Raw genomic sequence first — 11,401 nt, forward strand, 5'->3', positions numbered from 1 at the left:
CCGCCTGGCGGTCGGGTCGGGTGGTGGAGTGGACTTGCTTCTTCATTTTGCCAAAAATACTCAATTTCACTTAAGGCGACTGTCTCAGGTGCCAAAAAGGAAGCACCTGCCGAGTCACCGTTTTCGCGCCTCCAGTTCCGAATTGAACATGCGCAGTCGCATCGCCAGCATCTCTCCGTCGGTCACGCTGTCGAAATTTTCGAACAGGAAAGACAGTGCCTCACCTTCGTCCAACCCGGCCTCTGCCGCGAAGCTTCTGAGCTTGCGATAGCCATCCTCGGTCATGGCGACCGGGAAGCGGCGGGTCAGGCGAAAGCGTTTTGGCATGTCTCTCCTCCGTAGGGTGCGTGATGTCACGCACCGTGTATCAGAACGCTTCTGCGTCCAGCGCCATGACCGTGTCCGCACCCGACTGGATACGGGTAAGGTGCATTGCGGTCGCGGGCAGGCGACGCGCCATATAGTAGCGCCCGGTGGTCAGCTTGGTCTCGTAAAACGCGGCGTCAGAGGTGCCCGCGGCCAGTTGTGACGTCGCGGCCTTGGCCATCTGCGCCCACATCAGGCCGAGGCAGACGTGGCCGAACATGTGCATGAAGTCGTAAGATCCCGACAATGCGTTGTTGGGGTTCTTCATACCGTTCTGCATGAAATACATGCCTGCGGCCTGAAGATCCTTGGACGCCGCCTTCAGGGGTTCGATGAAATCCTTCAAGGCTTCGTCGTCGCTGTTGTCCTTGCAGAAATTCTTGACCAGTTCGAAGAAGGCCATGACGTGCTTGCCGCCGTCCTGCGCCAGTTTGCGGCCGACGAGGTCGAGGGCCTGAACGCCGTTGGCGCCTTCGTAGATCATCGCGATCCGTGCGTCACGGGTGAACTGGCTCATGCCGTGTTCTTCGATATAGCCATGTCCGCCATAGATCTGCTGGGCCTGCACGGTCATGTCGTAACCTTCGTCGGTCAGGAAGCCTTTGATGACCGGGGTCAGCAGGCTGACCAGCCCGTCGGCATCCTTGTCACCCTTGCGATGGGCGGCGTCGATCATTGTCGCGCCCCAGAGGATAAAGGCGCGCGCACCTTCGACAAAGCTTTTCTGGTCCATCAACGAGCGACGGATATCCGGGTGCACGATCAGCGGGTCGGCCGGACCGTCGGGGTTCTTGACGCCGGTCACATCGCGGCCCTGCAGGCGGTCCTTGGCATAAGCCACCGCGTTCTGGTAAGCGGCTTCGGCCTGGCTGAGGCCCTGCATGCCCACGCCGAGACGCGCTTCGTTCATCATGGTGAACATCGCACGCATGCCTTTGTGTTCTTCACCCAGCAGATAGCCTTCGGCCTCATCGTAGTTCAGCACACAGGTCGAGTTGCCGTGGATGCCCATCTTTTTCTCGATGTTGCCGACCGACACGCCGTTGCGCGCGCCGATGTTGCCGGCGTCATCAACCTTGAACTTGGGCACGATGAAGAGCGACACGCCCTTGATGCCTTCGGGGCCGCCGGGAATCTTGGCCAGCACGAGGTGCACGATATTGTCGGCCATGTCGTGGTCGCCTGCCGAGATGAAGATCTTCTGGCCCGAAATCTTGTAGGTGCCGTCGCCTTGCGGCTCTGCCTTGGTGCGCATCAGGCCCAGATCGGTGCCGCAATGCGGCTCGGTCAGGTTCATGGTGCCGGTCCATTCGCAGGACACCATCTTGGGCAGCCACTTGTTCTTCTGCTCTTCGGTGCCGTGTGCCAGAATCGCCGAGGCCGCGCCGTGGGTCAGACCCTGGTACATGGTAAACGCCTGGTTTGAGCCCGAGAACATTTCGCCCACGGCGGTGCCCAGCACGTAGGGCATGTTCTGGCCGCCGTATTCCTCGGGCATGTCGAGCCCGGTCCAGCCGCCTTCTTTGACCTGTTCAAACGCGTCCTTGAAGCCGGTCGGGGTGTAGACAACGCCATTCTCGAGGCGGCAGCCTTCGTGGTCGCCCACGACGTTCAGCGGGGCAAGCACTTCACCGGTCAGCTTGCCGGCCTCTTCGAGGACAGCGTTGGTGAACTCGGCCTCAAGCTCATCATAGCCGGGGATGTCCGACTGCGAGATGTTCAGGACGTCGTGCAGTACGAACTGCATGTCTTTGACGGGGGCGGTATAGGTGGGCATGAATCTCTTCCCTTGAATTGCTCTGACTTACTCAGCGGCTTTTTTTTCTTCAGCGAAGGAGGCGAGGATTTTTTCGCCCCACTTGAGCTGCTCGCGGAGATCGTCGATCGCCTCGTTCAGCTCGTCGCGCTGTTCTTCCATGTCCTGCAGGCGCTGCTGGGCCACTTCGTAGGTGCGCTGCAACTGGGTCGCCTGCTGGTCTCCCATGTCGTAAAGATCAAGAAGCTGACGGATTTCCTCGAGTGAGAACCCAAACCGCTTGCCGCGCAGGATCAGCTTGAGCCGGGCGCGGTCCCGCTTGGTGAAGAGCCGTTTCTGGCCTTCGCGGATCGGGAACAGAAGTTCCTTGGCTTCATAAAAACGCAAGGTGCGCGGGGTCACGTCGTAGGTGTCGCACATCTCGCGGATGGTCAGCAGATTTTCACTCATCGTATCGTCCTCGGCTTCGTCTCTCATCAGACAAAATGGGATATGCCCCGTTGGTTACAATAGAGGTTTACGTTGACGTAAGTAAGACGTTGCGTCACTTTGGAGATGACGCAACTGTCCATCTGAGATGAGCATGTATCGCCGATGTCGGCTGTGTTTAGTTGTTGAAAATAAATATAAAAAACCGCACGTCTTGGCTGTGGACGTGCGGGCAGAGAAGGGAAGTCGCGATTTTGTGACGTTGCGTTTGGCAGCCGTTTTGCGCGGTCAGCCAGATTTTTCGAGGAAGCCGGCGGTCTCGTCACGCAGGGATTTCAGCTCGTTCATGGCGTCGTCCAGCTGTGAACGCTGGTCGAGCAACTCGGCATATTGACGATCTGCCATGTCGATAAACGCGCGCATCTGCGCCTCGGTGCCCTCGTTTTCGTAGATCAGCAACCACTGGCGGATGTCTTCGAGTTTGATCCCAAACTTGCGTCCGCGCATGATCAACGTCATGCGCGCTACTTCACGGGGACCGAAGTAACGCGATCTGCCCTCGCGATCGGGTCGCAACAGCTCGATATACTCATAGTAACGTAACGTTCTCGGCGTGACGTCGAATCGTGCGCACATTTCCTTGAAAGACAGGCGAGTTTCGGACATCTGGCAATTCTCCCTTGTCGGTAAAACTTAGTTCGCAACTGCAGCAAGAGCAACCGCCCCCTTGCCCATTCCGGAAAATGGCGCTCATAAATATGCAAACGAAACGCGGAGCAGCGAATGACCCCGGACAAATCCAAGATTGCAGAGCAGTTCATCAATGCGATCCCGCATTGCAAATCGCTCAACATGAAACTGACCAATATCGGGGCGGGCGTTGCGGAAATGATGTTGCCCTATGATCTTCGGATCGTGGGGGATCCCGAAACCGGTGTCATACATGGCGGCGCGGTGTCGGCATTGATGGATACTTGTTGCGGGGCGGCGGCGATGAGCCACCCGGCGTCTCCGTCAGGCACGGCAACCATTGACCTGAGAATCGATTACATGCGGGCGGCGACGCCCGGACAGACCATTCATACCCGCGCCGAGTGTTACCGGATCACCCGCAGCGTGGCTTTCGTTCGGGCCACGGCGGTGGATGATGATGCAGAGAACCCGGTCGCGACCGCGACGGGCGCCTTTACGGTCGAGGGGATCAAATGATGGCACGCAAACGTCCCGAACCGGTTCAGGTTGTCAAACAGCGGCGCGATGCGGCGCTGAGCGCGCTTGTGCATGGGGTGCCTTACATCCAGTTTCTCGGCATCGAGTTCGAGCGGCGCGGCGATGAGCTTACGGCGATCCTGCCCTTTGATGAGAAGTTGATCGGCAACCCGATCCTGCCCGCGATTCATGGTGGTGTGACGGCTGGATTCCTTGAGACTACCGCAGTGATCGGGCTGGCGTGGTCGGTGATGTGGGATGACATCGAGACAGGGCGGATCGATGTTGAGGAGCTGTCGCTGGGTCACATGCCGCGCCTGCCCAAGACAATTGATTTCACCGTCGATTACCTGCGCTCGGGTCTGCCGCGCGATGCCTATGCGCGGGCACGTGTGAACCGGTCGGGCCGCCGCTATGCGTCGGTGCATGTCGAAGCCTGGCAGGATCAGCGGGCGGTGCTTTTTGCACAGGCGACGGGGCATTTCCTGATGCCCCCGCGCGATGCCGACAGGGATGGCTGACCTCGGCCCCGTCACGCATCGCCGCATTCTGCGCAATGCCCTGCCCATCGTTCTGGCCAATGCCACCGTGCCCATTCTGGGGGCGGTGGATACAGGCGTGGTGGGGCAGCTGGGCGAGGCGGCGCCGATTGGCGCGGTCGGGATCGGGGCCATCATCCTGTCGGCCCTTTACTGGGTGTTCGGTTTCCTGCGCATGGGGACTACTGGGCTGACCAGCCAGGCGCACGGCGCTGGAAAGAGCGGCGAAGTTGCGGCTCTGCTTGTGCGCGCGCTGATGATCGGGATCGCCGGTGGTGTGTTGGTGATCCTGACCCAAACGCTGTTGTTCCGCGCGTCGTTTTTCGTGTCACCGGCCAGTCCGGAGGTCGAGGAACTGGCGCGCGGGTATCTCACGATCCGGGTGTGGTCCGCACCTGCGGCGATCGGGCTTTACGGGTTGACCGGATGGCTGATCGCGCTTGAGCGCGCGCGGGCAGTTCTGGTGATCCAGGTCTGGATGAACGGGCTCAATATCCTGTTGGACCTGTGGTTCGTGCTGGGTCTGGGCTGGGGTGTTGAGGGGGTGGCCTTTGCCACCTTCCTTGCGGAATGGAGCGGGTTTGCGCTGGCCTTCTGGCTGTGCCGGGATGCGTTTCAAAGCCCCGCGTGGCGGGACTGGGCGCGGGTGTTTGACCGCGCCCGCCTGATCGAGATGGCGGCAGTCAATCGCGATATACTTTTACGCTCGTTGATGTTGCAGGCGATCTTTGTCTCGTTCCTGTTCCTTGGGGCGGATTTCGGGGACATCACGCTTGCCGCCAATCAGGTTCTGCTGCAGTTCCTGCACATCACGGCCTATGCGCTCGATGGGTTTGCCTTCGCGGTCGAGGCGCTGGTGGGGCAGGCGCTGGGGGCGCGCGACCGGGCGGGATTGCGCCGCGCGGCGTTGTTGTCGAGCGGCTGGGGGCTGTTTTGCGTGGTCGTGCTGTCGCTGGCGTTCGCGCTGGCGGGCGGCATGATCATCGACCTGATGACCACGGCGCCGGATGTGCGCGCGGCGGCGCGGGACTACCTGCCGTACATGGTGGCCGCGCCCTTGCTTGGTGTGGCGAGCTGGATGCTGGACGGGATCTTCATCGGCGCGACACAGAGCCGGGACATGCGCAACATGATGGTGCTGTCACTGATCGTTTATGTGGTGGCGGTCTGGGCGTTGGTGCCGCTTTGGGGCAATCACGGATTGTGGCTTGCCCTGTTGATCAGCTTCGTGGCGCGCGGGGTGACGTTGGGGGTGCGTTATCCGCGGCTGGAGGCGCTGGCGGAAAGAGGGGCGGGGGCGCTGCCCCCACGTTGAAAATCGAAGGTTTCCAACATTCCCCCGGGGTATTTTTGGAAAAAGAAAGTGGATGAGGGCGCGCGCCGGGTCAGAGGATGTCGAGCACGGCCTCGGGCGGGCGGCCGATCGCGGCTTTGCCATTGGCGATCACAATGGGACGTTCGATCAGAACCGGGTTGTCCGCCATGGCAGCCAGCAGGGTGGCCGCGTCGTCGCTTTTGCTCAGCCCCAGTTCCTTGAAGCGGGCCTCCTTGGGGCGCATCATATCGATCAGCGGCAGGCCGAGCAGGGCCTGCACGGCAGTGATCTCCACTGCGCTTGGTGCATCTTCGAGATAGCGGCGGATGGTGACATCGGCCTTTTCTTCGATCAGCGCAAGGGTTTGGCGCGATTTCGAGCAGCGCGGGTTGTGCCAGATGGTGATCATAGCCAGTCCTCTCGTTTACTTCCGACCGCGTCCGCCACGTTGGCAAAGCCGTCGGCCTTCAGGAGAGCGTCGAGCCCCCGGATGATCTCTTCCGCCAGTGAGAGCCCGCCATAAACCAGCGCCGTATAAAGCTGTACCGCCGTGGCGCCGGCGCAGATCTTGGCATAGGCGTCTTTCGCTGAGGCGATGCCCCCCACGCCGATCAGGGGGATCCGGCCGTCAGTGAGCTGGCTCATGCGCGCCAGAACGCGTGTCGACCTGTCAAACAGTGGCTTGCCCGAAAGGCCGCCTGTCTCGTCGCGGTGGCGGCTTTGCAGGCCGTCGCGCGACAGGGTGGTGTTGGTGGTGATGATGCCGTCAATGCCGGTGTCCTGCGCCACCTCGGCGATTTCGGCGAGCTCCGTGTCGTTGAGATCGGGCGCGATCTTGAGGAAGACCGGGATCGGTTGGGTCAGGGCATTGCGGGTGTCGATCACGCCCGAAAGCAGCGCAGTGAGGGCGGATTTGCCCTGCAGGTCGCGCAGTTTCTCGGTATTGGGCGAGCTGACGTTCACCGTGGCGAAATCGAGGTGCATTCCGCACCGTTCGAGCACGCGGGCGAAATCGGCGGCACGATCGTCGCTGTCCTTGTTGGCGCCAAGGTTGAGGCCGATCACGGCGTCCTTCGGGCGGTTCGCCAACCTCTCGGCAATCGCGTCCATACCGTCATTGTTGAAGCCGAAACGATTGATGGCCGCCGCGTCTTCGGTCAGGCGAAAGAGGCGTGGTTTGGGGTTGCCGGGCTGGGCGCGTGGGGTGGCGGCGCCGACCTCGAAAAAGCCGAAACCGGCGCGGGCGAGGCCATTGAGCGCGGTGGCGTTCTTGTCGAAACCCGCGGCGAGGCCAACCGGGTTCGTCAGGGCGATCCCCGCGAGTGTGGTTTTGAGGCGCGGCGACGTGATTTTTCCGGGGGCCGGAGCCAGCCCCATCTGCAGGGCGCGGATGGCAAGGCCATGCGCGGCCTCGGGGTCCATGCCGCGCAGGGCCTTCATGCCAAGGGATTCAAGCGCTTTCATATGCTTACTCCTGCGGGAAACTGATGCGTGCCGTCGACAAGTGGCAGCGGTTGCGCCCAGACAACATCGGACAGTTGCAGGTCGCGGTAGAGATGGGGAAAGAGCGCCCCGCCCCGGGACGGTTCCCACTTGAGCGCGTTGCCCAGCGTGTCAGTCTCGAGCCCCAAAAGGAAGAGGTTGTCTTCACCTGCAAAATGCTTGGCCGCGGTTTCACCGACCTGTTCGGCGGTCGAAAAATGCACGAAGCCATCGGCAATATCGACGGGGGCGCCCGCGGTGTGGCCGGCGCTGCGCAGGGCCGCCCATTCCTCGGCCCGGAATATCTTGAAGATCAGCATGGCGTTCACATGCATCGCGCGGGCAGCAAGGTCAAGCGCTCTAAGGCTTTGACAGGGGGAGGGCGCAAAGGGCAACATTTCCACATAACAAGACAACAGAGAGGGGATTCTCATGAAAGCTCGTTTGATGACGGGTGCAGCGGCCCTGGCCGTAACGGCGGGTATGGCGACGGCCGACTACTCGCTGACGATTTTGCACACAAATGATTTCCATGCCCGGTTCGAGCCGATCTCGAAATATGACTCGGGGTGTTCAGAAGAAAGCAATGCCGAGGGCAAGTGCTTTGGCGGTTCGGCGCGGCTTGTTACGGCGCTTGAAGCGGCGCGGGCGCGGTCGGACAATTCGATCCTCGTCGACGGCGGGGACCAGTTCCAGGGCACGCTGTTCTACACCTATTACAAGGGCAAGTTGGCCGCCGAAATGATGAACAAGATGGGCTATGACGCGATGACCGTGGGCAACCACGAATTCGACGATGGGCCTGAGGTGTTGCGCGGCTTCATGGATGCGGTGACTTTCCCGGTGCTGATGTCGAATGCGGATGTCAGCGGCGAGGAGCTGCTCAAGGATGCGCTGCGCAAATCGACGGTGATCCAGAAGGACGGCGAGATGATCGGCCTGATCGGCCTGACGCCACAGGATACGGATGAGTTGGCCAGCCCGGGGCCGAACGTGATCTTCACCGATCCGGTGGATGCGGTGCAGGGAGAGGTGGACAAGCTGACCGAGATGGGGGTCAACAAGATCATCGTGCTAAGCCATTCCGGTTACGGCGTGGATCAGCGCGTGGCGGCGGAAACCACCGGCGTCGACGTGATCGTAGGGGGGCATTCCAATACCTATCTCTCGAACACGTCGGACAGGGCCGAGGGGCCGTACCCGACCATGGTCGGAACCACCGCGATCGTGTCGGCTTATGCCTATGGCAAGTTCCTGGGAGAGTTGAACGTCACGTTCAATGATGCGGGCGAGGTCGTTGAAGCGACGGGTGAGCCGATCATCATGGACGCGGCGGTGGCCGAGGACGTGGACACCAAGGCGCGCATTGCCAAGGCGGCTGCACCGCTTGAGGAAATCCGCAGCCGTGTTGTGGCCGAAACGGCCGAGGCCATCGACGGCGAACGCGGGTCATGCCGGTCGCAGGAATGCTCCATGGGCAACCTTATCGCGGATGCCATGCTGGACCGGGTCAAGGATCAGGGTGTCGAGATTGCCATTCAGAACGGCGGCGGCATCCGGGCGTCGATTGATGCGGGCGAAGTGACGATGGGCGAGGTGCTGACCGTGCTGCCGTTCCAGAACACGCTGAGCACGTTTCAGGTGACGGGCGCCACCATCGTGGCCGCGCTCGAAAACGGGGTCAGCCAGCATGAGGAAGGTGCCGGGCGGTTCGCGCAGGTCGCCGGGATGACCTATGCGTTTGACGTCAGTCAGCCGGCAGGCAGCCGGATCAGCGACGTCATGGTGGGCGGCAAGCCGATCGAGATGGACAAGGTCTATGGCGTGGTCTCGAACAACTATGTCCGCAACGGTGGGGACGGTTACAAGATGTTCCGCGGCGCGATGAATGCCTATGATTTCGGCCCCGATCTGGCTGATGTCACGGCCGAGTATCTCGCTGCGCAGGGGCCGTTCAAACCGTATCTGGATGGACGGATCGTGGCGAAATAAAGCCTGTGCTTGACCTTTGCAGCCCCCGCCGGGAGACTGGCGGGGGCTTTTGTTTTGGGGTGCGCATGGACCATCCTCTGATCGACCTGATCAACCAGAGAATCCGCGAGGCGGAGGAAGCGGGCGCGTTCGACAATCTCGAAGGCGCGGGAAAACCGTTGCCCAACATGGAAGACCCGGAGAACGCTCTCATCAACCGGCTGATCAGGGAAAACGGCGCGGTGCCGGAATTCGTGTCGCTGTCGCGGGAACTGGCGACACTGCGTGAAGAGCTGCGCGAAACGGGCGACCGGACGCGGCGGCGGGACATCATGAAAGAGATGTCGATGATGGAAGCGCGCATTGAGCTGGCCCGCAAGGCCCATCGCTAGGAGCCGCCCCTGTGGCGGAGGGATGACGGAGCATGTGACGGACGATGTGCGGACGATTTGCGATCACCTTGCCCACGGACGCGATGGCGCAACTGTTTGCGGCAGCTCCGGCGAATGACCTGCCCACTGTGCCCAACTACAATGTTTGCCCGACAAACCAGGTGCACAGCGTTGTTGGGGGGGCGGGGGCGCAGCGGCGGTTGGTGGCGATGCGCTGGGGGTTTCTGCCGCATTGGTACATGGGGCCCTCTGACGGGCCGCTGCTGATCAATGCGCGGGCCGAAACAATTGCCGAGAAACCGGCCTTTCGCGCCGCGTGTCGCGAAAGGCGATGCCTGATCCCTGTCAGCGGGTTCTATGAATGGACCAAGGACGGCGACGGGGTGCGCTGGCCCTGGTACATCCATGGGAAGCAGACCCTGGCGCTGGCCGGGGTGTGGCAGCGTTGGGACAAGGGGGACACGCCGCTGGAGACCTGCGCGATCGTCACGACCGGGGCCAACGCGGCGATGTCGCGGATTCACCACCGGATGCCCGTCGTCATCGCGCAAAAAGACTGGGGGCTGTGGCTGGGCGAAGAGGGGCATGGCGCGGCGCGGTTGATGCGGGCGCCGGACGAGGATCTTTTGACTTTTCATGCAGTGGACCGGGCGGTGAATTCGAGCCGGGCCGAGGGCGCGCAGTTGATCGAGCCGGTCACGCGGGACGGGCCGCGGTAAGAGGGGGCCAGCCCCCTCGTTTGAAAATGTCGACATTTTCAAACTTCACCCCCGGGGTATTTCCGGAAAAAGAAAGAGCGGCGGTGGCGTTTTCGCGGAAACTGATTCACGAATCCGGACTGTTTTTCGGGGTGGCCTTTCGGGTGCAAAACCGTTCAATAGGCGTCAGGATGACTGTGGGAGCCATGACATGGCGCAAGACCAGGTTCGGATTTTCATCAACGGGTTCGGGCGCATTGGCCGGACCCTTTTGCGGATTTGGGCGCGCGGCGATTTTCCGGATGTGGAGATTGTCGGGATCAACGATATCGAACCGTTGGAAACCTGCGCCTATCTTTTTGAATATGACAGTGTTTTTGGTGCCTACACCGGATCTGTTTCGCATGACGACAAGGGCCTGATCATCGACGGTCATACCATCCCGTTTCACGGCGAACGCGACCTGACCGCGCTTGACCTTAGGGGGGTGGATGTCGTGCTGGAATGTACCGGCATGGCCGGGGCTCGGGCCGTGGCGGAACGCGGGTTGCAGGCGGGGGCCGGATCGGTGCTCATCTCGGGGCCGTCGGACGAGGCGGACATGACGGTGGTGATGGGGGCCAATGAAGCGCTGATGGGCGATCATCGGATCATTTCGAACGCGTCCTGCACCACCAACGCGCTGGCGCCGTTGCTCAAGGTGCTGGATGGCGCCTACGGGTTGATCAGCGGCCACATGACCACCGTGCATTGTTATACCGGCAGCCAGCCGACCGTGGACAAGCCGCGCGGCGATTTGGCGCGCAGCCGGGCGGCGGCGCTGTCGATGGTTCCCACGACGACGTCGGCGCAGCGTCTGATCGACAAGGTGCTGCCGCATCTGAAAGGACGGGTCGAGGCGCGCGCGATCCGGGTGCCGACGGCAAGCGTGTCGGCAATAGACCTGACAATACAAACGGATAAGCCAACAAACGCCACCGATGTGAACGCGCTTTTGAAGGCGGAAGCGGCGCGCGACGGGCTGATCGGCTGGACCACGAAACCGCTGGTTTCGACCGACCTTCGGGCGCGTCCGGAGTCGCTGATCCTGAGCGGGCGCGAGACGTCGGTTTCGGTGGGTGGCCTGTTGCGAGTGTTTGGCTGGTACGATAATGAGTGGGGATTTTCCAACCGTATGTTGGGTATGGCAAGATTGATGGGGCGGCGTGGCGCCGTGCGAGGGGAAACCGGGAGTAAGACATGAC

The 11,401-nt window shown here is 61.5% G+C and carries 14 protein-coding genes; 7 read left to right on the forward strand and 7 right to left on the reverse strand.

What is annotated here, in order from left to right; genetic code table 11:
* Nucleotides 1-114: 114 nt before the first annotated feature.
* The 4 genes from BMZ35_RS16685 to BMZ35_RS16700 all read right to left on the reverse strand — a co-directional run bounded on the left by BMZ35_RS16685 (nucleotide 115) and on the right by BMZ35_RS16700 (nucleotide 3,217).
* Nucleotides 115-327, reverse strand: coding sequence for a hypothetical protein (locus BMZ35_RS16685; RefSeq protein ID WP_093095300.1), 213 nt, complete (start codon nucleotides 325-327; stop codon nucleotides 115-117).
* 40 nt (nucleotides 328-367) lie between these two features.
* Nucleotides 368-2,143, reverse strand: a complete 1,776-nt coding sequence (locus BMZ35_RS16690) for an acyl-CoA dehydrogenase C-terminal domain-containing protein (protein WP_093095301.1) — start codon at nucleotides 2,141-2,143, stop codon at nucleotides 368-370.
* Between the two features lie 27 nt (nucleotides 2,144-2,170).
* The gene (locus BMZ35_RS16695; RefSeq protein WP_093095302.1) at nucleotides 2,171-2,572 is read right to left on the reverse strand and encodes a MerR family transcriptional regulator; all 402 of its coding nucleotides are present in this window, start codon (nucleotides 2,570-2,572) and stop codon (nucleotides 2,171-2,173) included.
* Nucleotides 2,573-2,839: 267 nt separating this feature from the next.
* Nucleotides 2,840-3,217 (reverse strand): MerR family transcriptional regulator, encoded by a 378-nt coding sequence (locus BMZ35_RS16700; protein ID WP_093095304.1) that lies wholly within the window; start codon nucleotides 3,215-3,217, stop codon nucleotides 2,840-2,842.
* Nucleotides 3,218-3,334: 117 nt separating this feature from the next.
* Here BMZ35_RS16700 and BMZ35_RS16705 point away from each other — a divergent pair, with 117 nt between their 5' ends.
* The 3 genes from BMZ35_RS16705 to BMZ35_RS16715 are packed head-to-tail and all read left to right on the forward strand — an operon-like array spanning nucleotide 3,335 to nucleotide 5,614.
* Entirely contained in the window at nucleotides 3,335-3,760 is a 426-nt protein-coding gene (locus BMZ35_RS16705; RefSeq protein ID WP_093095307.1) for a PaaI family thioesterase, read from the forward strand.
* Nucleotides 3,760-4,281, forward strand: a complete 522-nt coding sequence (locus tag BMZ35_RS16710) for a PaaI family thioesterase (protein WP_093095565.1) — start codon at nucleotides 3,760-3,762, stop codon at nucleotides 4,279-4,281. The genes BMZ35_RS16705 and BMZ35_RS16710 overlap by 1 nt, the downstream gene beginning before the upstream one ends.
* Entirely contained in the window at nucleotides 4,274-5,614 is a 1,341-nt protein-coding gene (locus tag BMZ35_RS16715; RefSeq protein ID WP_093095309.1) for an MATE family efflux transporter, read from the forward strand. The genes BMZ35_RS16710 and BMZ35_RS16715 overlap by 8 nt, the downstream gene beginning before the upstream one ends.
* Before the next feature lie 70 nt (nucleotides 5,615-5,684).
* On the opposite strand, the gene arsC is transcribed toward BMZ35_RS16715, so the two are convergent.
* From arsC to BMZ35_RS16730, 3 genes are read right to left on the reverse strand one after another with little or no spacing between them, the layout of a single operon-like run.
* Nucleotides 5,685-6,023 (reverse strand): arsenate reductase (glutaredoxin), encoded by a 339-nt coding sequence (arsC, locus tag BMZ35_RS16720; RefSeq protein WP_093095311.1) that lies wholly within the window; start codon nucleotides 6,021-6,023, stop codon nucleotides 5,685-5,687.
* Complete coding sequence (locus BMZ35_RS16725) at nucleotides 6,020-7,078, reverse strand: quinone-dependent dihydroorotate dehydrogenase (RefSeq protein WP_093095313.1); 1,059 nt, start codon at nucleotides 7,076-7,078, stop codon at nucleotides 6,020-6,022. The genes arsC and BMZ35_RS16725 overlap by 4 nt, the downstream gene beginning before the upstream one ends.
* Nucleotides 7,075-7,416, reverse strand: a complete 342-nt coding sequence (locus BMZ35_RS16730) for a DUF952 domain-containing protein (RefSeq protein WP_093095567.1) — start codon at nucleotides 7,414-7,416, stop codon at nucleotides 7,075-7,077. The genes BMZ35_RS16725 and BMZ35_RS16730 overlap by 4 nt, the downstream gene beginning before the upstream one ends.
* Nucleotides 7,417-7,528: 112 nt before the next feature.
* Here BMZ35_RS16730 and BMZ35_RS16735 point away from each other — a divergent pair, with 112 nt between their 5' ends.
* From BMZ35_RS16735 to BMZ35_RS16750, 4 genes are all read left to right on the forward strand, one after another.
* Complete coding sequence (locus BMZ35_RS16735; protein ID WP_093095315.1) at nucleotides 7,529-9,088, forward strand: bifunctional metallophosphatase/5'-nucleotidase; 1,560 nt, start codon at nucleotides 7,529-7,531, stop codon at nucleotides 9,086-9,088.
* Between the two features lie 65 nt (nucleotides 9,089-9,153).
* Nucleotides 9,154-9,459 carry a DnaJ family domain-containing protein gene (locus BMZ35_RS16740; RefSeq protein ID WP_093095317.1) on the forward strand — a complete coding sequence of 102 codons (306 nt, stop codon included), beginning with the start codon at nucleotides 9,154-9,156 and terminating at the stop codon, nucleotides 9,457-9,459.
* Between the two features lie 44 nt (nucleotides 9,460-9,503).
* Complete coding sequence (locus BMZ35_RS16745) at nucleotides 9,504-10,178, forward strand: SOS response-associated peptidase (RefSeq protein WP_093095319.1); 675 nt, start codon at nucleotides 9,504-9,506, stop codon at nucleotides 10,176-10,178.
* Nucleotides 10,179-10,368: 190 nt separating this feature from the next.
* Nucleotides 10,369-11,400, forward strand: a complete 1,032-nt coding sequence (locus tag BMZ35_RS16750; protein ID WP_093095321.1) for a type I glyceraldehyde-3-phosphate dehydrogenase — start codon at nucleotides 10,369-10,371, stop codon at nucleotides 11,398-11,400.
* Nucleotide 11,401: the final 1 nt, after the last annotated feature.

The organism is Shimia aestuarii, from assembly GCF_900114635.1.
Lineage (GTDB): Bacteria > Pseudomonadota > Alphaproteobacteria > Rhodobacterales > Rhodobacteraceae > Shimia > Shimia aestuarii.

Bases quoted from the DNA above. Each gene is read 5' to 3' on its own strand.
- BMZ35_RS16740 (WP_093095317.1), top strand. From the start codon at position 9,154: ATGGACCATCCTCTGATCGACCTGATCAACCAGAGAATCCGCGAGGCG.
- BMZ35_RS16685 (WP_093095300.1), bottom strand. From the start codon at position 327: ATGCCAAAACGCTTTCGCCTGACCCGCCGCTTCCCGGTCGCCATGACC.
- BMZ35_RS16710 (WP_093095565.1), top strand. From the start codon at position 3,760: ATGGCACGCAAACGTCCCGAACCGGTTCAGGTTGTCAAACAGCGGCGC.
- BMZ35_RS16730 (WP_093095567.1), bottom strand. From the start codon at position 7,416: ATGCTGATCTTCAAGATATTCCGGGCCGAGGAATGGGCGGCCCTGCGC.
- arsC (WP_093095311.1), bottom strand. From the start codon at position 6,023: ATGATCACCATCTGGCACAACCCGCGCTGCTCGAAATCGCGCCAAACC.
- BMZ35_RS16690 (WP_093095301.1), bottom strand. From the start codon at position 2,143: ATGCCCACCTATACCGCCCCCGTCAAAGACATGCAGTTCGTACTGCAC.
- BMZ35_RS16715 (WP_093095309.1), top strand. From the start codon at position 4,274: ATGGCTGACCTCGGCCCCGTCACGCATCGCCGCATTCTGCGCAATGCC.
- BMZ35_RS16750 (WP_093095321.1), top strand. From the start codon at position 10,369: ATGGCGCAAGACCAGGTTCGGATTTTCATCAACGGGTTCGGGCGCATT.
- BMZ35_RS16700 (WP_093095304.1), bottom strand. From the start codon at position 3,217: ATGTCCGAAACTCGCCTGTCTTTCAAGGAAATGTGCGCACGATTCGAC.
- BMZ35_RS16705 (WP_093095307.1), top strand. From the start codon at position 3,335: ATGACCCCGGACAAATCCAAGATTGCAGAGCAGTTCATCAATGCGATC.
- BMZ35_RS16725 (WP_093095313.1), bottom strand. From the start codon at position 7,078: ATGAAAGCGCTTGAATCCCTTGGCATGAAGGCCCTGCGCGGCATGGAC.
- BMZ35_RS16735 (WP_093095315.1), top strand. From the start codon at position 7,529: ATGAAAGCTCGTTTGATGACGGGTGCAGCGGCCCTGGCCGTAACGGCG.
- BMZ35_RS16695 (WP_093095302.1), bottom strand. From the start codon at position 2,572: ATGAGTGAAAATCTGCTGACCATCCGCGAGATGTGCGACACCTACGAC.
- BMZ35_RS16745 (WP_093095319.1), top strand. From the start codon at position 9,504: ATGTGCGGACGATTTGCGATCACCTTGCCCACGGACGCGATGGCGCAA.